Below are 23,043 nucleotides of genomic sequence, written 5' to 3'. Positions count from 1 at the left end.
AAAAATATAAAAGACATTATTTCGATGTCACTTTTTGTTATTTTATTGTAAAATAGTCGAATGTTGCGCTTACCCGGGAAATGTTTACTAATTAACTGTTTTTATCATATTTCCCATACAAGCGTTGTAATCTTTTATTTACTTCCATAATAAATGAATCACGATTTTTACTATCAATATCATCCAGTTGTAAATGAATTTCTTTAGCCTTTTGGGTGCGTTGTATAGCTGCGTAATAATCTTTAAATTGGTGCTCCATTAACTTAGCTAATTCAATATTTGCATCTCTTTGTATGATCGAATCACCAATATCAGCCACTTGGGCCCATTCTTCGTACGCCTCTTTATATTGCTTTTTACGTTTTAGAGAAAAAGCAAGCTCGTGGCGGGCTACAATGTCTCCTTCTCCTGCTGCTGTCTCAAAAATGGTGGATGCAGCATCCCTTTCTCCAATGTAGTCAAACCACTTTCCAATAATGACTTTATCTTTAGCTGTTTGATGAGGATCAAGGCCATGAATTTGAAAGGTTAAATGAATATATAACGTAATTAGCGATAATATATCCAGCTCATTATGTTTCAGTACTTGGAGCACTGCTTCGGGATCTTTTCTATCCACATAATCAAAATAAATCATCGGTGCTAAATAACCAGGGATGTCATCTGTTCGATGAACCCCTAATATTTCCCTTTCCACATTCACTAGCTTGACCGAGTCCATTCTATCCTTCCATAACCTACGAGCTGCATGATATAGGTCAAAATGTCCATAAGCAGGTAACTTCGGAACATGATCACGCACCAGTCGATGCTGCGTTTTTACTTGTGGCCAATCAAATGCTTTGCCATTATAAGTAACCAAGGTTGTATAATCGACACTTTCCAAAAAACTTTTATAAAAAGGTACTTCAAAACCTGGTTCTGGGAGAAAGTGTTGTTTCAGTATAACCTCATTTTCTCTTACTTGAGCATGACCAAGAAGGAAGATGGAATTCCCAGCACCACCAGATAAGCCTGTTGTTTCCGTATCAAAGAAAAACAAATTGCTAGCTTTTAGGCCCTTTGCTGATAACGGGTGATTACTAGTAGATTCCTCCCAAGCATTGATAGCTGTATATAAATCTAAAAAGGAATAATGTCCATGACGATAATCAATTGGAAATCGCTTCTCCCGTATGAAACAATAATCATCCTCTAATATATAGGGTTTTACACCAGCTGCCTCCCATTTTTCTGAAAAATGTATATCTATTTTTCTTTGTTCTACATTTGCTTCTGGAAAATCAGATGGTTTATCTGTACCACGTATAATATTCCCCTTCATCAGATTCAACTTGCTTTTCAGAGACAATTCCTTTCACATCCTTACGTACTAACGAGATTTCGGATCCTGTTAAGCAACTTAATCGTCGTCTGTTTAGTTGTAGTTGTTCGTAATTCAGTGCCAATGCAAGATGGACAACCTGAATCACATGGACAATTTTTCACCATTGTAAATGCCTCATTCATGATGTCCGCCATCACTTCGTATACTTTCTCACTAATTCCTATACCACCTGGATAGCGATCATAAATAAAGATAGTTGGCGTGTCATTATGAGCTGCCTTTACTTGAGGGACAACATAAATATCTCCTGGATCACACATTGCAAATAAAGGTATAATCGAATTTATCGCATGTGCCACCCCAATTAATCCATACTCTAAGTCCTCTAAGTTAAGATCACCCCAAGTTTGTTTCAGTGAAATCCATGATGCATTTGTATGCAACTCCATCTCAGGTAAGTGGATTGGACCTGAGCCAATATTCTCATGAGTTTCAAATTTTATTTTCTTAAATATCGTTGCCATTGCATTTACAGTTACATCACCAAATGCAATTTGGATATCCTCAGAGTTTTTCTCTTTATCTACTTCTAAAACTTTTAATTGAACAGCTAAATTTGCATCTGTAAAATAATCAACTTCCACCTCTGTAACATATGCTTTTTTCTCTTCCCAATCTAGCTTTTCAACCTGATATTGGATCCCTTGGTGTAAATAGATAGCCTCATCATGCAATAAGGTCATAGCACTAAATGTATCCATTTCACCGATAACCTTTACGTTTGCTGTTTCTGTTTGATCAATAATTACCACATTTTCTTGTGATGCAGATCGTAAACTTATGTTATGAGCTGGAAAAGAATCATTCATCCAAAACCATTTATTGCCATTACGATGTAACACTCTTTCTTCCGTTAAAAAGTCAAGAATATCTTCAATTTCTAAGTCCCCAAAACTTTCCCCAGCTTGAAATGGTAATTCATAAGCAGCACATTTTATGTGATCGACTAAAATAATTAAATTATTAGGATTGATTCTTGCTGTTTCTGGTGATTGTTTAAAAAAGTAATCAGGATGTTCAAGTATATATTGATCAAGTGGAGACGAGCTTGCAACCATAATTACTAATGATTCACCAAGTCTCCTCCCTGCCCTACCAGCTTGCTGCCATGCACTAGCAATTGTTCCTGGGTAGCCTGTCATAAAGCAGACTTGAAGTTGTCCAATATCAACACCTAGTTCAAGTGCATTCGTACTAACAACACCGTAAATATCTCCATTACGTAACCCCTTTTCTATCTCTCTTCTTTGAGTAGGTAAGTAGCCACCTCGATAACCTCTTATTGCTTTAGGTCCGAGTTTATGCTGAATTAATTCCTGTAAGTATTTTAATATGATTTCTACTCTTACACGGCTACGTGCAAAGACAATTGTTTGGATATTATTTTTTAAAAACTCCCCAGCTAACTTACTAACTTCTAAAGTAGCGCTCCTCCTTATGTTCAATTGTTTATGAACAATAGGTGGATTATAAAAAACAAAATGCTTCTTCCCACTGGGAGCACCATTTCTATCAATTAACTTCATATCCACACCACAAAGCATTTCACCTAGTTCTTTTGGGTTAGCAATTGTGGCTGATGTACAAATAAATATTGGATTTGAACCATAAAAATTACATATTCGTTTCAATCTACGGATTACATTTGCCACATGACTTCCAAACACACCACGATATATATGAAGTTCGTCTAACACAATGTATTGTAAGTTTTCAAATAGCGATACCCATTTCGTATGATGTGGTAATATTGCTGAATGAAGCATGTCCGGATTTGTAATCACAATATTTCCTGCTTTTCTTACTCTTTGGCGTATATTAGCTGGCGTATCGCCATCATATGTATAACTATTTATAGGTAACTCTCCGAAATCTATCAATTCATTTATTTCGCTTTTCTGATCCTGCGCCAATGCTTTCGTTGGAAAAATATATAACGCACGTGCGGAAGGATTAGATAATATCGTTTGTAATACAGGTAAGTTGTAACATAATGTTTTCCCAGATGCTGTAGGAGTAACTGCTGTGATACTTTGACCACTGATTGTATATTTATAAGCCTCTTCCTGGTGTGTATAAAGTTCCGTAATTCCACGTGAAGTTAAAGCATTTATAATTTTCGGATGCAAATTTTCAGGAAAAGGAACAGTTTTTGCTTCTTGCTCAGGTAAAGTATGCCAATGTACAATTTGTTCTTTCATTACCGGGTCGGACTGTAATTGTTGTATTAAATCATGAAAGTCTTGCTTCCATTTCAACACTCATCACCTCTAATGCCATTTTAACGAATAAACGTTCGTTTTCAAAGGGGTTACATACAAATATTTATCTACTTACACAAATAGTTATAAAAATTAAAAAAGGAATCGCTGCTCAGATTCGATTCCTTCTTTGTTAAAATTTGAATAATCCCCCTAATCCTTTTGCCATGCCAGATACTTGATTAAATATGTTCATCAATTGACCGGCAGTATTAACCACCTTGTTATAATCAAAGCTACCGTCCTGGGTTTTAAAGGATTGTAAAATACTGTTAAATTGATTATTCTTTGGTTTTATAAATGGGTTTGGTTTTGGATAATAGTGCTGATTCCCTGGCTGGTTTCCATATTGCTCATATAAGTAGCTTTCTTCTGGTTGCAATGGATTTTGAAATAATTGACTTGTTTTATTCCATCTCCCTGTTTGAGTGGGATAGCCATACGAACTTTGCATTGCCTGATGCCCATATATATTTGGAAACGATGGTGGATAATGATTTGGAGGATAAGGACTTTGATAGTGCTGTTGGTACAGCATCCATGTAGGCATAGGCACATGTTGACGAAATTGATGCTGCATGATAATTTCCTCCTGATCTTTTGTTTACTGCTATACACTATGCCTATTTTATGGAAATTGTGTCAATCGCCCGTCTTCAAATAATCATTTAATATATCTAGGAATCTTTTTAATATATATTGGTTAGATTGGATATGATCATTAAATCGTTTTAAACTCGTATCGGGAAAAAATGCACGGATAGAAACCATTTGTATGTTTTCTGCAGTATTTTTAATTTGCATTGGATATAAGTTTTTAGGTTTATGTATCATGATCCAATTAGTAGCAGCTGGTTCCCAAACATCACAAATTTCTTTTATCTTATCCGCAAACGGTTTGACTTGGGTATAGAAGTCTCCCTTCTCCCCTGTTTTTTTACTGTTGATAAATATTTCATTCGCCTGTTCATTAAGTTGATATAATTCCGATGTATATAATTTTAACTCATCTATATTCATTCTTTCTTAAACTCCTTTATTCAAACGAAAAAGCAGCTTCCAAAAAAGCTGCTGTCAATTTTTCTTCATTGTACTTTTTATATCTAAATTTTTCAAGAAAGATTAACTTTATCTTGCAAGAGCAATAGGCTGAGTTTCTTGATTCACTCGTTTTTGAGAATTGTATAGGGACTCCAGCTCCACAATTTTTTGATTCATTTGTTTATCAGTATGTTCCATACGGCTTTTCATCCAATTTTCTTCTAAACTGATTTTTTCTGCGACCATCTTCTCTAAATTATCGATTTGAGAGCTAATGGATTCCAATTTGTTTAATAAATCATTTCTAGTCATTGTTTCGCGCCTCCGTCCTCACCCGTTTTGTTACTTAAATTCGGCGTTTGTTCTGAGCTTCCTGCACGCTTGACAAAACTAGAAGCAATTCGTCAAAGAAAGTGTAGTTCTAACATAGGAAAATAACACTTTCGACAATCCTTCACATCACGTAGAAGGTCTATTTGGACCAGAAAGCTTTGGATTCCCTTCACCAGCTTTTTTATTTCGATCATTCATTCTTCTCTGTTCATTTTTATTTTTCTTTTTCATAAATATATTTCCTCCTTACATATACTTACCTGTGTAAAACACCGGTATATCTATATCATTTGGAATTAGCTTAATTTGATTCATGATTTTACAATTCACTTTTTTGCACATTTTTGAAACAAAAATGGGGGTATAATCGTCAAATAGTGATATCGACCCTTCTCGCTCTCATTTTTTTAAGTTATGTTATAATTTAGCAAGCGAGGTGTAGCAAGATGGAGTTTCATTACCCAAACGGAAGGAAATATAAAGGTAACCCTACTCCTAATAAAAATAAATCAAAAAAGGAAATCTCGTACAGCAATAGGGGTATGACACTAGAGGATGATTTGAATACTACGAATGCTTATTATTTAGCAAATAACATAGCAGTTATTCATAAGAAACCAACACCAATACAAATTGTTCATGTGGATTACCAATCCCGAAGTACTGCAGTAATAAAAGAAGCATATTTTAGACAAGCCTCTACTACTGATTATAATGGAGTTTGGGATGGACGATATATAGACTTTGAAGCAAAGGAAACAAAGAATACTACCTCTTTTCCTTTAAATAACTTTCATGACCATCAAATTAAACATATGAAGTCTGTAGTTGAACATAAAGGTATTGCATTTGTTATACTGCGTTTTGTTAAAACGGATGAACTATTTTTATTAAAAGCGGAGGATTTATTTTTTTATTGGGAGCGAATGATCAATGGAGGGCGAAAATCTATAACAAAAGATGAAATAATCAAATCTGGTTATTCGTTAAAATACTCTCTACATCCTAGAATTGATTATTTGGAAATTGTACGCCATGTATATTCTTTATAATACACCATGGATGAACGTATATAAGAAAGTGAGGAATGATGCAAATGGCTGGAGATTATAAAACTCGAGAAGAACGCCGAAAGCAATCAAAACCTAATAAAAAAACAAAAACAAAAGCAAAAAGTGGTAAAGGCCAAATAATTAAAAAAGCTTTTTTAATTGTATTTTTCATAGGAATACTCGGACTTGTAGTTGGAGGAACGATGTTTGCTATCTATGCTAGTGATGCACCACCGATTGATGAAGTGTTATTAACGGACCCTGTTGCTTCAGAGGTACTTGATATTAACGGTGATGTTTTTGCTGTACTAGGTGCAGAAAATCGTGATTATGTTTCGTATGATGACATCCCTAAAGAAGTTGAGGATGCTGTCTTAGCAATTGAGGATGTCCGATTCTATGAACACAGTGGTATAGATTTACGAAGACTTGCAGGCGCAGTCCTTGCTAATGTAACTCGTGGATTTGGTGCAGAAGGTGCATCTACGATTACTCAACAAATTGTAAAACTTTCTTTCTTATCTGAGGAAAAAACTTTAAAAAGAAAAGCGCAAGAAGCCTGGCTCGCCTTAAAATTAGAACAAAATTATACGAAAGAACAAATCTTTGAAATATATGTAAATAAAATTTACTACGGTAATGGTATTTATGGAATTGAAACAGCAGCTCAATTTTATTTCGGGAAAGAACTAAATGAACTAGAATTACATGAGCGTGCATTTTTAGCGGGAGTACCACAACGTCCAAATGGATATGACCCGTATGTTTATCCAGAGAACGCTGAAAAAAGAAAAGACTTAGTGTTAACCCTAATGGAGATGCATGGAAAAATTTCTGAAGAAGAAATGAAGGCCGCACAAGATATTCATGTAACAGAAACATTAATACCTGAAGAAGATAATGTGGGAAAACCATATAAGTATGACTCATTTGTTGGTCAAGTAATTAAAGAAGTAGAAGCACTTGGTGACTATAATGTTTATGCGGACGGATTAAAGATTCATACTACTTTAGATCCTAAAGCACAGGAATATACGGAAAAAATGTTACTAACTGATGAAATTGTTCAATTTCCTAATGATGAAATGCAAGCTGGTCTTGTCCTTCTTGATACGAAAACTGGTGAAATTAGAGCGATCGGTGGAAATCGATTTAAAGATATAAAACGAGGCAGAAATTATGCTACTCAGCTTTCTGATCGCCAACCAGGGTCTACAATTAAGCCAATTCTAGATTACGGCCCAGCAATCGAATATTTAAACTGGTCTACTTACGAACAAATTGTGGATGAACCATATAAATATTCTGATGGTACTAAGATTAATAACTGGGATAACAAACATTATGGGCAAATGACAATTCGCCAAGCTTTGTATCAGTCTAGAAATATCCCTGCACTTAAAGCATTTCAAGCAGTTGGCAGCGAAAAAGCTAAAGAATTTGCTGCAAATTTAGGTTTACCATTTGATGAAGTATTTGAATCAGCATCTATTGGGGGTATTGAAAATGTGTCCCCAATGAAGCTAGCAGGAGCTTATGCTACTTTTGGAAATAATGGAATGTATAATCAACCACATACGGTTAAAAAAATTGTCTTTCAGGATGGAGAAACAGAGGTAGTAAATAAGGTTACTTCTAAAGTTGCCATTAAAGATTCAACCGCATATATGGTTACAGATATGCTGAAAGATGTACTATCCAATAAAGCTGGTTCCACTGGTAAAAGAGCGATCATTCCTGGCTTACCTGCAGCAGGAAAAACGGGTACCACCAACTATAGTGATGAAGAATACGAAAAATACGACTTAAATCGAAATGAAAGTCCAGTTCCGGACGCATGGTTCGCAGGCTATACAACTAATTATACAATTGCAGTTTGGACTGGATATGATAAACGCAGTACACCAATTCCTTATAAGGATCAACGTATCGCAATGGATCTATATAAAAATCTAATGAGCTATATTTCCAAAGATATTGAAACACCAGATTTCAAAATGCCAAAAAGTGTTGTAGAAGTTGCTGTTGAAAAAGGCACCAACCCAGCAAAAAAACCAAGCAAATACACACCAAAGAGTAATATTGTATATGAATTATTTGTGAATGGTACACAACCAACAGAGGAATCAACTATCTTTGATAAATTAGAAGCTCCAAGTGTATCGGGAGAATATAATGAATCCAATTATCAAGTGAGCTTTACATGGAATCATCCAGAACAAGAAGAAAAAGAACTTCAATTTGAAGTAACCTTGAAGACTTCTGATGGTGGTGAACAATCTCTCGGGACTACTACTGATACGACTCTAACGATTGAACACGCAGAACCAGGTATTTCTTATACACTTGATGTAAAAGCCATTTCTAAAACACAAACAAGTTCATCTGGTACCGCAACAGTAACGGTGCCTGAAATGGAAGAAGAAGTACCAGATGATATACCAGATAATAGTGAAAATCCGAACGGTAACGGAAATGGTAATGATAACAGTAATGGTAACGGTAATGGTAACGGTAATGAAGGAAACCAAGATGGGAACACAGATGGAAACAACACCCCTAACCCAGGGGAAGATAATAAAGATGAGAATACAGAAAATCCTGACGAGAATGAAGAAGACGTTCCTACAGACACACCACCTGAAAATGGAAACGAAAATGGAAATAACGAAAATAACAGAAATAACCAAAACTAAAGAAAGGGCAAGATCCTCTTTTACAGGATCTTGCCCTTCTCTTATTTCATCTTTTTTATTCGTTTCTGCCCTTCTCTACATAAGTCTAACAATGGACATGATAGACATTGCGGATTTTGCGCTTTGCAATGATAACGACCAAAGAAAATCATACGGTGATGTGTCACAGACCATTCATCTTTTGGTACTTTTTTCATTAATGTCTTCTCAACTTCTAACACACTATCTTTCCACCGACAAATTGCAAGACGCTTACTTACCCGCTCCACATGAGTATCAACAGCGATAGCAGGTACACCAAATGCAACGGATACAACAACATTAGCAGTTTTTCTACCTACTCCTGGTAACTTTACTAAATCCTCGATATTGTCAGGAACAACTCCATCAAATTCCGTTATGAGCATTTCACACAACTTTTGAATATTTTTAGCCTTATTTCGAAATAAACCAATCGAGCGGATATCATTCTCTAATTCCGAAAGTGGAACCGCCAAATAATCTTCTGGAGTTTTATATTTCTGAAATAAATCCTTCGTCACTTTATTAACTAATGCATCTGTACACTGAGCAGATAATGATACTGCAATTACAAGTTCAAATGGATTTGAATGAATTAATTCGCAGTGAGCATCCGGAAACATTTCCCCCATCGTATCCAAGCAAAAACGTATTTGTTTTTTATTTAACATCTTATCACCTAATTTTAAGAACTATTGCTCTAACCAATTATATAAAGGCACAGTACCTGACTTCTTGTTATTTAACTGCTGCCCCGCAGTTGTTTTTGGCTTTTGTCTAAATTTTGCTGAATGGATTTTTACTTGTTCCAAAGTTCTTATTCCATTCTTTTTCCATTCAAATAAAATACGATCAATATAACGGAAATTCACTTTTCCAGACAATACTGATTCCCGAAGTGCAGCCTTAATGATAACAGGATCTTGCTTATCTTCATCTAACCACATAGCTAGTGATTCACATTCCATAGGTGAAAGTGGTCTTCCGAATTCTTGTTCAAACATTGTATAAATATCCTGACCTTCATCCAAAACGGTTTGTAAATCTTTTTGCTTTTGTTCTGACATCAGTTCATCCGCAAGCTTTGTCCATAATGGAGCAACGGAATATTTCTCCGATCTTACTTCTTCGGAATTGTCTTTTTCAATCTTTAATAATTGTAATTGAATTAACCTTCTTAATATAAGCGAGCACTCTTTACTCGTTATCGTCATTCTTTCTGATAGCTCTTCTGGAGTCGGAAAGTGATTTCCTTTCTCAATAAATGAAATTACTTGTAAGAGGACAATGAGCTCTTTTTCATCGAGACCGATTTGGCGGTATTTTTCCATAAGTAAAATGGGAATTTGCATCATTCCCGATTCCATCCAGGCAACAATCATTTTATTATCCATGCAACACACCTCTATCTCACTATAACATGGTTTCCGTATTCGATGTTAAAGCCACGCACAAGTTGTACGTGGCCAATGTCAATTTCTTATCTAAAGCTTCTGCACTTAAGTTTTTTAAAGTGCGATTAGTTGTTAGAATTATGGATATAAGCGATTTAATAATCTTGGGAATGGAATAGTTTCTCTTACGTGTTCTACACCTGTAATCCATGCTACAGTTCTTTCTAAGCCTAATCCAAATCCTGAGTGAGGAACTGCACCATATTTTGAAATATCTAAATACCATTCATAAGCTTCGAGTGGAAGATTATGCTCATCCATGCGCTGTTTTAAAAGCTCAGGGTCATGAATACGTTCAGAGCCTCCAATAATTTCACCATAGCCTTCTGGAGCAATCATATCTGCACATAGCACTACATCATCACGATCAGGTGCAGGTTGCATATAGAATGGCTTAATCTTAGTAGGATAATGCGTGATAAAGACAGGTTTATCAAAATGATCCGCTATCGCTGTCTCATGTGGAGCACCAAAATCATCTCCCCACTCAATATCATTAAAACCTTGCTCATGTAAAAACTTAATCGCATCATCATACATAATTCGTGGGAACGGAGCCTTTATATTTTCAAGCTTCGAAGTATCACGCTCAAGTCGTTCTAGTTCTAACGAGCAGTTTTTGAGAACAGATTGAATAATGTAAGATACATATTCTTCTTGGACTTTTAAGCTATCTTCAAATTGGTAAAACGCCATTTCTGGCTCAATCATCCAAAATTCAATTAAATGGCGTCGAGTTTTTGACTTTTCCGCTCTGAATGTAGGTCCAAATGAGAATACTTTCCCTAAAGCCATTGCAGCAGCTTCCATATAAAGTTGACCACTTTGTGATAAATACGCATCTTCATCAAAGTACTTTGTATGGAAAAGCTCCGTTGTTCCCTCAGGTGAGCTTCCTGTTAAAATTGGTGGATCTACTTTAACAAAATTATTATTGTTAAAGAACTCATAGGAAGCTCTGATTATCTCATTTCTCACCTTCATAATCGCGTGTTGACGTCTAGAACGCAACCATAAATGACGGTGGTCCATTAAAAACTCCGTACCATGATTTTTTGGGGTTATCGGATAATCAATTGCTTGATTTATTAATTCTACTTTAGATACGAGCATTTCATATCCAAATGGTGAACGGCTATCTTCTTGGATAACTCCTGTAACATACATGGATGATTCCTGAGTTAACGATTTTGCTACTTGGAACTGTTCATCTCCTACATCGTTTTTGACAACGACTCCTTGAATAAAACCTGTCCCATCTCGAAGTTGCAAAAATGCAATCTTACCACTCGATCTTTTATTTGCTAACCAAGCTCCTATCGTAACCTCTTGGCCAACATATTGATGAACTTCTGCAATTGTAGTTTTCATTTATATACAATCCTTTCCAAACACTTATCAAAGATATTATACAGGGGTCTTAGAAGCAAAACAATTGATGGAAAATTCCCTTATCTTAAAAGGATTGTTACTTCATCATTTTGTTATCTACAAAGTTGTGTATACGGCTAACTGCTGCTTCTAACGCTTCTAATGATGTTGCGTAGGATAAACGAATATTATCAGGTGATCCAAAACCAGAACCAGGTACTACCGCAACTAATGCTTCTTCTAATAATGCAGCTACAAAATCATCTACATTTTCGTACCCACAATTAGATGCTGCTTCCTTTACGTTTGGAAACAAATAAAATGCTCCTTGTGGTTTTTTACATGTGAATCCTGGAATAGCGATTAATTTATCATAGATTATATTAAGTCTCTCTTCAAAGGCATTTCTCATCTTTTCCACTGCTTCTTGAGAGCCGTTGTATGCCTCAATTGCACCAAACTGAGAAGTAGTGGTTGGATTAGATGTAGAGTGACTCGCTAAGTTAGTCATTGCTGCGATAATCTTAGCATCTGCAGCCGCATAACCAATTCTCCATCCCGTCATAGAATGTGATTTCGAAACACCGTTAATAATAACAGTAAGTGCCTTTAATTCAGGTGAAATTTCAGCAATTGAAACATGCTTATTATCACCATAAATTAATTTTTCATATATTTCATCTGAAATGATTAAAATATTATGCTTTACACATACATCGCCTAATGCCTTCAGTTCAGCTTGTGTATATAGCATCCCTGTTGGGTTACTTGGAGAATTAATCACTACTGCCTTCGTTTTGTTAGAAATTACTGTTTCTAGCTGATCTGGAGTGATCTTATAATCATTATCTTCTTTACCTTCTACATAAATAGGTACTCCACCTGCAAGTTTCACTTGTTCTGGATAACTAACCCAATATGGTGTTGGAATGATTACTTCATCACCGTCATTTAACAAAACTTGAAAAAGTGTATATAATACATGTTTTGCTCCACTACCTACCATTATTTCTGAGTTTGAATATGTAAGTTTTTGATCTTGTTGTAGTTTGTTAATAATCGCTTGCTTTAATTGTGGTAAACCACCTGCTGGTGTATACTTTGTCATTCCATCATTCATTGAATCATATGCTGCCTGTATGATATTATCTGGAGTATTAAAATCAGGCTCACCAGCTCCTAATCCGATAACATCTAGTCCTTGAGCTTTTAATTCTTTCGCTTTTGCTGTAATTGCTAACGTAGTCGATGGAGTGAGTGCATCTACTCTTTTTGCTAATGTCCACATAACATTTCCTGCCTTCTTTTATAAATTTTCAATCTTACGCCACCATTTTCCTGAGTCAAAATGTATATAATAATAATTTAGCTTGGAGTCATTATTGATATAAGAAACTTCCCAAATGGGTAAGTCATTTTCCATTCCTAATGTTACATTTAGAATTTCCTGAGGATTTTCTTCAGCGAGTAATTTATTCACTACTTCTTGCTTTGAAACTCCATCTGCTAATTTCTTCTTAACCAGCTTTTTTTCTTCATCTTCAGGAATCCAAACAACCATTTCCTGTTCATCTTCTTGTTTTCCAATAATGACATAATACGTTTCTGACCCATTATACATGTAAAATTCCTCGATAGAGACAATACCAGCTTCTGAAGAGGCTATTTCCTCTGCATACTCTTTAGCAGCTTCTAAAGGTGCACGAGTACTCGTATATAGCCAGTAAATTCCACCTGCTGCTAATAGTAGGAGAACCGCAATTATAAGTATCCATTTTTTCAAAAGAAATTGTCCCCCTTACTAAACAATATTTGTCATTCATAACGTATACTACTAAGGCAATAATACATGTAAGCAAAGCATATTATCATTATATCAGGAATTGTTGATATATGATGTAATTTGCGTACAAAATAACAAATTTTAGCCCACATAGTCTGGGGTTAACTAAGTGTTAACCCCAGTTTATAACCACTCGTTGATTGCCTTAATAATATCCCTAATTTCGCCTCTTTCCACTTGGACAGGAGGAATCGATCGCAAGAATGCTTTTCCATATGTAGTAGTATCAATCCTACGATCAAACACTATTGCAATTCCCCGATCCGTATCCCCGCGTATTAATCTGCCAAACCCTTGTTTAAAACGAATAACAGCTTCTGGTAACGAATGAGTAGAAAAAGGATTTTTACCAGCCTCTTTGATTTCTTCATATTTAGCAGAAATGACAGGGTCATCAGGAGGTGAAAAAGGAAGTCGAACAATTACCAAACATGATAAATCTTTACCAGGAATATCAATGCCTTCCCAAAAACTACTTGTTCCAAACAGGATTGCTTTATTAAATTGTTGAAAACTCCTCGTTAATCTTGTCCTACTTCCTGCAGTAATCCCTTGACCTAATAAAACAAAATCTTCTAATGCCTCTGATTCCTTCACTAAGTTATACGTTTTACGCAACATGTCATATGATGTAAATAGAACAAGCATCCGTCCCTCAGTAGCATCAGCAATCGCAATTAAATGATTCGAGATTTCTTCTATATACTGATCATCCACAGTGCCTCTAACTTCTGGTAAATCTGTAGGAATCATTAATTTGGCGATATTTTTATAATCAAATGGTGATTGAATAATTTTTTTAATTGCTGAATCGTTATTTAAACCAATTTCATTCACGAAGAAATGGAATGAACTATTTACTGTTAAAGTAGCGGATGTCATTACTACACTATTCTTCTTCGTAAAAAAGCCGTCAGATAATACAGTAGCGAGATTAAGTGGTTGCCCAAACATACTTATGCTATTTGGCAAGGCACGAATATCACCTTCTACCCAAACAACCTCTTTCTCTTCAGGCCTTATAATCAATGTTTTCAATGTATCTCCAAATAACTGCCATTTTTTCATGAAACTGTTTACTTCCTCTAAAAATGCACGTTCGCTCTCGGATAGTTCTTTATATTGTTCCTTTAGTAATTGTAAACGGTTATCCAGGCCTCTTAATATACAGCGATGAAAATCATACACTCTTTCAGCACACATTTGAAGAGCCTGCCAACTTCTACTTTCTAGTATCTTTTTTGTAATTCGAAGTTGATGCTTTGTCGTCAGTTTTCCATTGTGGACCGAGTTATATAATAACTTACCTAAAATAAGAAAAAAGTCATCTAATTCCACTTCCAATTGTGAAAGTGCATTTTCTATTTTCTCAGAAGGAATTTTTGGTTTTAATTTCCTTTGTACAATCAACTCTTCAAATTTATATAAAAGTTGTTTTTTCTCTAATGACCCTAACCTTCCCAACCAAAATTTAACCGAATTGTATTCGAGCTTCTTACCAAAACATTTTCTCGCTGCTTTTTCAAAATTATGTGCTTCATCAATAATCATGTACTGGTAATGAGGAAGAATATCCCCATCTTTTTCTGCATCAGCCAGTAACATTGCATGATTCGTAATTACGATATCTGCATTAGTTGCTTGGTTTCGAGCATGCAAATAAAAATCCCTAGACTTCCATGGATCTTTTTCTTGTGAATAAAACCAACCATCATGTTCTACTCTTAAACGATATATTTGTCCACCACTTGAAAAATTCAACTCATCTAAATCACCAGTTTCGGTTTGGACTAGCCAAACAAGAATCTGCATTTTTGTTAGAACTGTATCGTAATGGTGATCAACTTCACTTAAAGAATGCTCAAACTTCAACATGTTAATATAATTCCTTCTTCCTTTGAAAACTGTAGCTCGGAATGAAAAAGGAACAATGTTTTTTATTCGTTCAAGTTCTTTATATAAAAGCTGATCTTGCATCTGAATCGTATATGTACTAATGATAACTGGCTGCTTATTTTCAACTGCAAAATAAAGTGCTGGGATTAAGTATGCCAATGACTTCCCAATCCCGGTTCCAGCTTCAATAATTGCATGTTTATTCGTTGTAAACGCTTCGTTTACTGTATCCATCATCGAAATTTGGCCATCTCTTAGTAAGAGGCGATTTTTACTATTATCGAAAAGGAATTGTTTTTCTTTTTTAGTTTTTGGAAAAGATACCTTTTGAGAAAGTATAGGTGTTTCTGGAACTTGTTTTTTCCTAATGGCAATTCCTCTAAAAACTTCTAATTCCACTTGTAAATCATCAATTGTTCTTCTTTTATCCATTACAATCTTTGTAAATAAGGAATCGATATCGCTTTTCAAATAATAAGCTAATGCAGATAATTTTTCTAAAGTAACTAATGGTAATTTTCTTGCTTTGTTAATGAGTAATAATAATAATTCTGCCGTAACCAGCGCATCACTATCAGCTTGGTGTGGATTTTCATGTTGAACACCAACTAATTCTGAGAGATCAGATAACTTATAACTTTGTGCTTCCGGAAGCATGATTTTTGCAAGTTCAACTGTATCCACTGTTTCGATATTAGCTAATGGCAAGCCAACTTCTGACAATTCATTCTTCAAAAAACCTAAATCAAATGGGACATTATGCGCTACAAAAACAGAATCTAATAACAATTTATATATTTTAGGTGCAATTTCTGAAAAATCAGGTGCATCTGCGACCATTTCATCATTAATTCCGGTTAGCTCTTCAATAAATGGAGGAATCTCTACTCCAGGATTAATAAAAGATGTATATTGATGAATAATCTTATAATTTTCAATGACAACAGCAGAAATTTGAATGATTCTATCTCCACGTCCATGCGTATTTCCTGTTGTCTCTAAATCGACTACAACAAATTTTTTTGCCATTATGACCACACCTAACATCAAATTCAAATAATCTTAGAAAATTATACCATACTTACAGATAAGCAGAAATAAAACCAGCCATAATATAAATACTGGCTGGTTTCATAATTTTATTAATTGGCTCTGTTAAAGTTCATTGTTGTTAACAACTTAGTTGATTGTAGCGGATGTACACGAGACTCCTGCGGGAACAGCACGAGCCGAAGATCCACTTGGCAAAGCGGTTTTCTTTGCCGAGTTAGTTGAGGCCGTGCCCGCAGAAAGCGAGTGTACAGAAGCGAAAATCAACAACAGAGTTTAACAGAGCTTATTAATTAAAAATTGTTGATTCTGGTTCATAGTCAATCATTTCAACTATCTTGTTTTCTGCATTCATTAGAGCAACTCTTGGACGATGTGTTGCGACTTTGTCTTCTGGAACTAATGCATATGAAATAATAATTACAATATCTCCAGGTTGAACAAGTCTAGCGGCCGCACCATTTAAACATACAACTCCTGAGCCTCTCTCACCTTCAATAACGTATGTCTCTAATCGTGCACCATTATTATTATTAACAATTTGAACTTTCTCATTAGCAACAATACCTACTGCATCTAATATATCTTTGTCTATCGTAATACTACCTACATAATTTAAATTTGCTTCTGTTACGGTTGCTCTATGGATTTTGCCATTCATCATTGTACGAAACATATTCAAGAGCCCCCCATTTCCTCTAAGTTGATAATCATATTATCTATTAATCGTGCTCTAGAAAACTTCACGGCAATCGCAATAATTATTTTGCCTTCAATTTGATTTATCGATTGTAATTCGGGATACTTCAGAATCTCAACATAGTCAATTATTCCATTAGTATTTTCATTAATATGATTTTTAATAATTTCTACGAGTTTAGTCGTATTATATTCTCCATTCATCATTGCTGTCTCAGCCAATTGTAAACTTTTGTAGAGATGTGGCGCTTGTGCTCTCTCTTCCTCATTCAAGTAAACATTACGTGAACTTCTTGCTAGACCATCTTGTTCACGAACAGTAGGAACAGGAACTAATTCCACTGGTATGTCTAAATCTTGAATTAGTGCTTCTACTACTGCAACCTGTTGGGCATCTTTTTGTCCAAAGTAAACATTATCCGGCATTGTTATATTAAAAAGTTTAATTAATACGGTCGCAACACCATCAAAATGTCCAGGTCTACTTTTCCCACACAAGACATCCGTTCTACTAACAGCTTTTACATCAATGGATAAGTCACGTGGATACATATCATCTCTTTGAGGTAAAAAAAGTATATCTACTCCAGCTTCCATTGCTAGTTTTTTATCTCGTTCTACATCCCGTGGATATGCTTCAAAGTCTTCACCTGGACCAAATTGTAAAGGATTAACAAAAATACTCATAATAGTAATGTCATTATTTGCAACTGATTCTTTCACCAGTCTTAAGTGGCCGTCATGTAGAAAACCCATTGTAGGGACAAATCCTATAGATGCACCTGTTTTCACTAAGCCTTTTGCTTTTTCTTGCATGGCAGCTTTTGTTGTAATAATATCCATATTACTTTCCTCCATACAATGATTGAACATCTTCTTCATTCATTGTAAATGTGTGCTCTTCTGCTGGGAATGTTCCTGATTTTACTTCACTAATATATTGTTGAAAACTTTCCTTCATTACATGGTTCACATCACCATATTGCTTCACAAACTTTGGTAAGCGATCAACACCAAAAGTGACAATATCATGCAAGACAAGAACTTGACCATCCGTATGCTTTCCCGCACCTATCCCAATTACTGGAATATCTAGTTTTTCGCTTATAAGCTTACCTAGTTGCCATGGGATGCATTCTAGCACTAATGCAAATGCCCCAGCTTCCTGACATTTAATTGATTCCTGCAATAATGCTTGGGCAGATTCAGCTGTCTTACCTTGTACCTTATATCCACCTAACACACCAACTGTCTGTGGTGTAAGACCTAAATGTGCTACTACTGGAACACCTGCAGTAGTCAAGGCTTTAATGGTATTAATAACCTCACCGCCGCCTTCCACTTTAACAGCATGGGCACCACCATCTTGCATAAGACTTGCAGCAGCAGTTAATGCAGATTCTTTACTTATGTGGTATGACATAAAAGGAAGATCAGCAACGATGAATGTTGATTTTGCACCTCTTTTTACTGCTTTTGTATGATGTACCATGTCTTGTATTGTTACTGGAATAGTTGAATCATAACCGAGTACAACCATTCCTAATGAATCACCTACAAGCAACATGTCAATTCCAGCTTCTTCCGCTAGTTTTGCTTGTGGATAATCGTAGGCAGTAAGCATTGTTATTTTCTCACTTGCCTGCTTCATCTTCATAAAATCATGTGTAGTCTTCATTTTCTCGTCAACCTCCTAAAAATATTCAGAGGTGGCGAAGGAGCAATAATGTCAAAAAAAATAGTCCTCTCCATATAGGCAGAAGGACTCCTTTATTCCATTACTCGTTTCGGCCCTCTGTCCTAGTCCACAATGGATCAAGGCAGAAAATATGATGGTAAGGGTATTTCATGGTGCAGTTCATCTGATACTGCCCAAAGAAATTATAACAAAAAAATATAATTTTGACTATGTACAGATATCAATGTCTGCAGAATAAATAAGTTGAATATTTCCTTGATTATCTGCTAGCTTTAATACACCTTCATCCGTTATCCCAATTGCTTTTCCATAAATATTACCGGAAACGGTTCTTGCTATTATTTCTTTTCCGATACTAATTGCATATTTTTCCCAAATTTGCTTTAATGGCACAAAACCTTGTTCCACATATAATTGATAATATTCTTCAAAATATTGCATAATCGATTGAATTAGCGCAACTCTTGATACAGAATTGTTGGCTTGTATAGAAAGTGAAGTCGCAATATCGCGAACATCTTCAGGAAAATCATCTTGTGTATGATTTACATTAATACCGATACCAATGACAAGATAATTAATATGATCAGGCTCACCTTGTACTTCCGTTAAGATTCCAGTTACTTTTTTCCCATCTAACAATATATCATTGGGCCATTTTATTTCTGGACGTAGTTGCGTAACTTCTTCTATTGCTTTAGCAACAGCAATGGCTGTCAACAATGTAAATTGTGGTGCTTTTTCGAGGGGGAGTTTTGGTCGAATAATTAAACTCATCCAAATTCCTTTCTTCTTACTTGAATGCCATTCCCTTGCCATACGTCCTCTTCCTTGAGTTTGTTCCTCTGCAATAACTAAAGTTCCTTCTGGCGCTTGATTACGCGCAAACTTTTTAGCCTCAATTTGTGTAGAATCGACTGTTTCGTAATGGATAATATTACGCCCAATGAAGCTCGTACGAAGACCAAATAATATTTCTTCCTCGCTAAGTTGATTTGGTTTCCTAATAATCCGATACCCTTTTTTCTTTACAGCTTCCACTTCATACCCGAGCTTACGGAGATCCTCGATATGTTTCCATACAGCTGTTCTGGAACAACCAAGTACATCGGCAAGATTCTGACCAGATAAATATTCATCATCACTTGCTGAAAGTAATGCATTCACTAATTTTTTTCTGATGGAATTTGACAAGACTGTACCCACTTTCTTATCTCCATTTTCTCATTTTGCAAACGACTATCCAATATCATTTGTTCTATCTCTTCTAACATGTTTTTAATCCATGGTCCTGGTTCACGATTTAACCATTGAGCTAACTCTGTTCCATTCACCTGCATTTCAGAACGTTCATGAATTTTTAATTTCTCATACTCTAGTTTTAGTTTTTTTAAACGACGATCGGTATCATTTAGTTTGTGAATAGTAGTAAAGATTTTTTCGACCGAACATGCAATTTTAAATCCAGCACTGTATAAGCTATAACTTGTCCAATCATTTTCTAATCTCCATAATAAAAAATGATACATTGTCGTTATTAACTTTATCTTTTTACTTGGTAATTTCCATTTACTAAGGTCATTTTTTATATCCTTAGACTTATGTAAGTATACTGCTAACACCCATAATTCCACCTCATTTAATTGCTGAATAGGTAGTGTTAAAGCAGTCTGAATGGTAGCTTGATTATGATAGAGTGATGGCCAATATTTGTATATGTTTGTTTTTAGCGCTATAGCCAAAGCTTGGTGGTTATATGCCCCACTTAGGAGTTTTACCATTTCTGCTGTAATTCTTTCTATCGCAATGTGTTGTAATAAAGGAGCTTTATGAAAAAGCTCCTGCATTGTATTATCCTCCACTTTAAACCCTAACTGGCTCACAAAACGAATCGCACGCATCAGTCGTAATGCATCCTCCTCAAACCTATCAGCAGGGTTACCAACAGTTTGAATCAATTTAGATTCCAATGCTTCCTGCCCCTTAAAAGGATCAATTAGTTGTCCGTCGCCTGAAAGTGCAATAGCGTTAATGGTAAAATCACGCCGTTTTAAATCTTCTTCTAAGGAACGGATAAATGTTACAGTTCCTGGTCTTCGATAGTCCACATAATTAGACTCAGAACGAAATGTAGTAACCTCAAAACTTTGTCCTTTATACAGTACAAGTATTGTTCCATGCTCAATTCCAACATCAACCGTAGAAGAGAAAATTTCTTTTATTTCCAGTGGTGTAGCAGATGTCGCTATGTCCACATCATGGATTTCTCTATTCAGCAAGAAATCCCTGACAGCTCCACCAACGAAATATGCCTCATATCCTGCTGCTTCTAATTTGCGAATGACAGGTAAAGCTTCTATAAATAATTGATTTAACTTTATCATTCGCGACCCACCTTACATAAATGATTGATAGATTTCTTCATATTTAGTGACGATATTTTGCGAGTGAAAATATTGCTTTGGTGTTGCTGTTGCATTCGCAGAAAGTTGTTCCCAAAGTTCATTATTCTCTAATAATTTTATTGCTCGATTACTAATTTCCTCCGTATTGCCTAATTCACAAATATAACCATTATGACCATCCATAATCACTTCAGGAATTCCACCAATATTTGTACCAATACAAGGAACACCACAAGCCATCGCTTCCAAAGCAACTAGACCAAAACTTTCCTTTTCTGAAAGGAGAAGCATTAAATCACTTATAGAGTAGATTTTTTCAAGTTGATCTTGTCTACCGAGAAATAATATCTTATCATCTAAATTTAATTTTTTGATTAATTGACAGATTCGATTTTTCTCAGGACCATCCCCGACAAGTAATAGCTTCGCACGTAATTTATGCGAAATCTTGTGAAAGCTTTTAACTACATCTTCTACTCTCTTCACTTTGCGAAAATTGGAAACGTGGATAATTACTTTTTCATCTGCTTCAATATCTAATTCCGCTTTTAAATGATGAGAATTTACTTTTCGATACACTCTTTCGTCTATAAAGTTATGGATTACATGGATTTCTTTATCAGCGGCGATTACTTCTGCTGTTTGTTCTTTTAATGCATATGATACAGCAGTAACCGCATCTGATTTCTCAATTCCAAATCTAATTGCCTCCACTAATGTAGAGTCATATCCTAATACTGTAATGTCTGTACCATGCAAAGTTGTTACAATCTTTACATTCGTTCCTGCCATTTGCTTGGCTAGAATAGCACAAACGGCATGTGGTATTGCATAGTGAACATGTAATATATCGAGATTCTCTCTCTTAATGACTTCAGCCATTTTACTTGCCAAAGCGATATCATATGGAGCATATTGAAAAACAGAATATTGATTCACACTTACTTGATGAAAATGAATATTCGGATGTAATACATCTAATCTGAACGGCATATTGGATGTTATAAAATGTATCTTATGCCCTTTCTCAGCTAATAATTTTCCTAGTTCTGTCGCAATGACACCTGAGCCACCCACTGTTGGGTAACATGTTATACCAATTCGTAAACTCATACATTATCACCTAACAGGTCATTATTTATTAACAGTGGCTTACTAGATAAGAATCCTTCCGCAAAGCTTACACCTACTTCTTTCCCGAAAAGTCTCTCTCGTGCAGTTACACTATCAATATATCCATCTGTCAAAGGAGTAGAAACCCCATCATCACTAATGAAAAACTGTGATGAATATGCTTCAAGAGCATTAATTTTTTCCGTTATAAAATCAGAAATATCAACGACGAAATCTGGTCTGGAAAAACCATTAATCATATAAAAATATAAATTCTGAGCTTTATGAGGCTCTAACTCACCTTCAACAGTATATTTCTTTATTCCAGCTGAAAAAAATGCTTCTTTTACAAGATTGGCACAATTCCCATGATCTGGATGTCGATCTTGAAAATACGGTGCAAAAATAAGTTTTGGCTTATATGTACGAATAATCTGAGTGATTTTTCTAATATTATCATCTGTTACGTAAAGACCTCGGTCAGGTAATCTTACATTTATACGCTCTGCAACGCCTAAAATTTCTGCTGCATTTTTTGCTTCTACTTTTCTACTCTCCACTGTTCCATTAGATGACAACTCCGCTTCTGTCAAGTCACAGATGACCACTTGCTTATTTCGAGCTGTCCATTTAGCAATGGTACCCGCCATGCCAATTTCTACGTCATCAGCATGGGCGCCAAATGCTAAAACATCGACCTGTTGATCATTCATTCCAATTCC

At 35.4% G+C, this 23,043-nt stretch carries 20 protein-coding genes; 2 read left to right on the top strand and 18 right to left on the bottom strand.

Features of this window, described 5'->3' with window-relative positions; genetic code table 11:
• Nucleotides 1-91: 91 nt before the first annotated feature.
• The 5 genes from ACFPM4_RS00985 to ACFPM4_RS00965 form a co-directional block, all read right to left on the bottom strand.
• Complete coding sequence (locus ACFPM4_RS00985) at nt 92-1,324, bottom strand: ribonuclease H-like domain-containing protein (protein WP_382346647.1); 1,233 nt, start codon at nt 1,322-1,324, stop codon at nt 92-94.
• Between the two features lie 41 nt (nt 1,325-1,365).
• Nucleotides 1,366-3,588 (bottom strand): DEAD/DEAH box helicase, encoded by a 2,223-nt coding sequence (locus ACFPM4_RS00980; RefSeq protein ID WP_382348113.1) that lies wholly within the window; start codon nt 3,586-3,588, stop codon nt 1,366-1,368.
• Nucleotides 3,589-3,781: 193 nt separating this feature from the next.
• Nucleotides 3,782-4,228: a YppG family protein gene (locus tag ACFPM4_RS00975; protein ID WP_382346644.1), complete on the bottom strand. Its 447-nt coding sequence runs from the start codon at nt 4,226-4,228 to the stop codon at nt 3,782-3,784.
• 62 nt (nt 4,229-4,290) lie between these two features.
• Nucleotides 4,291-4,668 carry a YppE family protein gene (locus tag ACFPM4_RS00970; RefSeq protein WP_382346641.1) on the bottom strand — a complete coding sequence of 126 codons (378 nt, stop codon included), beginning with the start codon at nt 4,666-4,668 and terminating at the stop codon, nt 4,291-4,293.
• A 108-nt stretch (nt 4,669-4,776) separates the two neighbouring features.
• A complete protein-coding gene (locus tag ACFPM4_RS00965) occupies nt 4,777-5,001 on the bottom strand; it encodes a hypothetical protein (RefSeq protein WP_382346638.1) in 225 nt (74 codons plus the stop codon).
• Between the two features lie 467 nt (nt 5,002-5,468).
• Between ACFPM4_RS00965 and recU the strand changes: the two genes are divergently transcribed.
• Both recU and ACFPM4_RS00955 read left to right on the top strand, forming a co-directional pair.
• Nucleotides 5,469-6,074, top strand: coding sequence for a Holliday junction resolvase RecU (gene recU / locus ACFPM4_RS00960; protein WP_382346635.1), 606 nt, complete (start codon nt 5,469-5,471; stop codon nt 6,072-6,074).
• 35 nt (nt 6,075-6,109) lie between these two features.
• Nucleotides 6,110-8,770 carry a transglycosylase domain-containing protein gene (locus tag ACFPM4_RS00955; protein WP_382346632.1) on the top strand — a complete coding sequence of 887 codons (2,661 nt, stop codon included), beginning with the start codon at nt 6,110-6,112 and terminating at the stop codon, nt 8,768-8,770.
• A gap of 41 nt (nt 8,771-8,811) precedes the next feature.
• Here the strand turns inward: ACFPM4_RS00955 and nth are convergent, their stop codons facing one another.
• The 13 genes from nth to bshB1 all read right to left on the bottom strand — a co-directional run bounded on the left by nth (nt 8,812) and on the right by bshB1 (nt 23,034).
• Nucleotides 8,812-9,462 (bottom strand): endonuclease III, encoded by a 651-nt coding sequence (nth, locus tag ACFPM4_RS00950; protein WP_382346629.1) that lies wholly within the window; start codon nt 9,460-9,462, stop codon nt 8,812-8,814.
• A 21-nt stretch (nt 9,463-9,483) separates the two neighbouring features.
• Nucleotides 9,484-10,185, bottom strand: a complete 702-nt coding sequence (locus ACFPM4_RS00945; protein ID WP_382346626.1) for a DnaD domain-containing protein — start codon at nt 10,183-10,185, stop codon at nt 9,484-9,486.
• A 138-nt stretch (nt 10,186-10,323) separates the two neighbouring features.
• Complete coding sequence (asnS, locus tag ACFPM4_RS00940) at nt 10,324-11,616, bottom strand: asparagine--tRNA ligase (protein WP_382346623.1); 1,293 nt, start codon at nt 11,614-11,616, stop codon at nt 10,324-10,326.
• A 97-nt stretch (nt 11,617-11,713) separates the two neighbouring features.
• Nucleotides 11,714-12,904 (bottom strand): pyridoxal phosphate-dependent aminotransferase, encoded by a 1,191-nt coding sequence (locus ACFPM4_RS00935; RefSeq protein WP_382346620.1) that lies wholly within the window; start codon nt 12,902-12,904, stop codon nt 11,714-11,716.
• Nucleotides 12,905-12,922: 18 nt separating this feature from the next.
• On the bottom strand, nt 12,923-13,399 hold the full coding sequence (locus ACFPM4_RS00930) for a cell wall elongation regulator TseB-like domain-containing protein (RefSeq protein WP_382346617.1): 477 nt from the start codon (nt 13,397-13,399) through the stop codon (nt 12,923-12,925).
• Between the two features lie 183 nt (nt 13,400-13,582).
• Nucleotides 13,583-16,384 (bottom strand): ATP-dependent DNA helicase DinG, encoded by a 2,802-nt coding sequence (gene dinG, locus ACFPM4_RS00925; RefSeq protein WP_382346614.1) that lies wholly within the window; start codon nt 16,382-16,384, stop codon nt 13,583-13,585.
• A gap of 310 nt (nt 16,385-16,694) precedes the next feature.
• The gene (panD, locus tag ACFPM4_RS00920; RefSeq protein ID WP_144919812.1) at nt 16,695-17,081 is read right to left on the bottom strand and encodes an aspartate 1-decarboxylase; all 387 of its coding nucleotides are present in this window, start codon (nt 17,079-17,081) and stop codon (nt 16,695-16,697) included.
• Between the two features lie 2 nt (nt 17,082-17,083).
• The gene (panC, locus tag ACFPM4_RS00915; RefSeq protein WP_382346610.1) at nt 17,084-17,947 is read right to left on the bottom strand and encodes a pantoate--beta-alanine ligase; all 864 of its coding nucleotides are present in this window, start codon (nt 17,945-17,947) and stop codon (nt 17,084-17,086) included.
• A 1-nt stretch (nt 17,948) separates the two neighbouring features.
• Nucleotides 17,949-18,782, bottom strand: a complete 834-nt coding sequence (gene panB / locus ACFPM4_RS00910; RefSeq protein ID WP_144919808.1) for a 3-methyl-2-oxobutanoate hydroxymethyltransferase — start codon at nt 18,780-18,782, stop codon at nt 17,949-17,951.
• A gap of 228 nt (nt 18,783-19,010) precedes the next feature.
• Nucleotides 19,011-19,997 carry a biotin--[acetyl-CoA-carboxylase] ligase gene (locus ACFPM4_RS00905; RefSeq protein ID WP_382348110.1) on the bottom strand — a complete coding sequence of 329 codons (987 nt, stop codon included), beginning with the start codon at nt 19,995-19,997 and terminating at the stop codon, nt 19,011-19,013.
• On the bottom strand, nt 19,970-21,187 hold the full coding sequence (locus ACFPM4_RS00900; protein ID WP_382346608.1) for a CCA tRNA nucleotidyltransferase: 1,218 nt from the start codon (nt 21,185-21,187) through the stop codon (nt 19,970-19,972). The genes ACFPM4_RS00905 and ACFPM4_RS00900 overlap by 28 nt, the downstream gene beginning before the upstream one ends.
• A 12-nt stretch (nt 21,188-21,199) precedes the next feature.
• On the bottom strand, nt 21,200-22,321 hold the full coding sequence (gene bshA, locus ACFPM4_RS00895) for an N-acetyl-alpha-D-glucosaminyl L-malate synthase BshA (protein ID WP_382346605.1): 1,122 nt from the start codon (nt 22,319-22,321) through the stop codon (nt 21,200-21,202).
• Nucleotides 22,318-23,034, bottom strand: coding sequence for a bacillithiol biosynthesis deacetylase BshB1 (bshB1, locus tag ACFPM4_RS00890; protein WP_144919802.1), 717 nt, complete (start codon nt 23,032-23,034; stop codon nt 22,318-22,320). Before bshB1 ends, bshA begins: the two co-directional genes overlap by 4 nt.
• Between the last annotated feature and the right edge of the window lie 9 nt (nt 23,035-23,043).

Source organism: Lederbergia graminis (genome assembly GCF_042655485.1).
Taxonomy (GTDB): Bacteria; Bacillota; Bacilli; order Bacillales; family Bacillaceae_C; genus Lederbergia; species Lederbergia graminis.
Note: the sequence above shows the minus strand (reverse complement) of the source record. Positions and strands in the feature narration are given on the sequence as shown.

Bases quoted from the DNA above. Each gene is read 5' to 3' on its own strand.
- asnS (WP_382346623.1), bottom strand. From the start codon at position 11,616: ATGAAAACTACAATTGCAGAAGTTCATCAATATGTTGGCCAAGAGGTT.
- panC (WP_382346610.1), bottom strand. From the start codon at position 17,947: ATGGATATTATTACAACAAAAGCTGCCATGCAAGAAAAAGCAAAAGGC.
- ACFPM4_RS00955 (WP_382346632.1), top strand. From the start codon at position 6,110: ATGATGCAAATGGCTGGAGATTATAAAACTCGAGAAGAACGCCGAAAG.
- ACFPM4_RS00900 (WP_382346608.1), bottom strand. From the start codon at position 21,187: ATGATAAAGTTAAATCAATTATTTATAGAAGCTTTACCTGTCATTCGC.
- ACFPM4_RS00970 (WP_382346641.1), bottom strand. From the start codon at position 4,668: ATGAATATAGATGAGTTAAAATTATATACATCGGAATTATATCAACTT.
- dinG (WP_382346614.1), bottom strand. From the start codon at position 16,384: ATGGCAAAAAAATTTGTTGTAGTCGATTTAGAGACAACAGGAAATACG.
- bshB1 (WP_144919802.1), bottom strand. From the start codon at position 23,034: ATGAATGATCAACAGGTCGATGTTTTAGCATTTGGCGCCCATGCTGAT.
- bshA (WP_382346605.1), bottom strand. From the start codon at position 22,321: ATGAGTTTACGAATTGGTATAACATGTTACCCAACAGTGGGTGGCTCA.
- recU (WP_382346635.1), top strand. From the start codon at position 5,469: ATGGAGTTTCATTACCCAAACGGAAGGAAATATAAAGGTAACCCTACT.
- ACFPM4_RS00965 (WP_382346638.1), bottom strand. From the start codon at position 5,001: ATGACTAGAAATGATTTATTAAACAAATTGGAATCCATTAGCTCTCAA.
- ACFPM4_RS00935 (WP_382346620.1), bottom strand. From the start codon at position 12,904: ATGTGGACATTAGCAAAAAGAGTAGATGCACTCACTCCATCGACTACG.
- ACFPM4_RS00975 (WP_382346644.1), bottom strand. From the start codon at position 4,228: ATGCAGCATCAATTTCGTCAACATGTGCCTATGCCTACATGGATGCTG.
- panD (WP_144919812.1), bottom strand. From the start codon at position 17,081: ATGTTTCGTACAATGATGAATGGCAAAATCCATAGAGCAACCGTAACA.
- panB (WP_144919808.1), bottom strand. From the start codon at position 18,782: ATGAAGACTACACATGATTTTATGAAGATGAAGCAGGCAAGTGAGAAA.
- ACFPM4_RS00945 (WP_382346626.1), bottom strand. From the start codon at position 10,185: ATGGATAATAAAATGATTGTTGCCTGGATGGAATCGGGAATGATGCAA.
- nth (WP_382346629.1), bottom strand. From the start codon at position 9,462: ATGTTAAATAAAAAACAAATACGTTTTTGCTTGGATACGATGGGGGAA.
- ACFPM4_RS00985 (WP_382346647.1), bottom strand. From the start codon at position 1,324: ATGAAGGGGAATATTATACGTGGTACAGATAAACCATCTGATTTTCCA.
- ACFPM4_RS00980 (WP_382348113.1), bottom strand. From the start codon at position 3,588: ATGAAAGAACAAATTGTACATTGGCATACTTTACCTGAGCAAGAAGCA.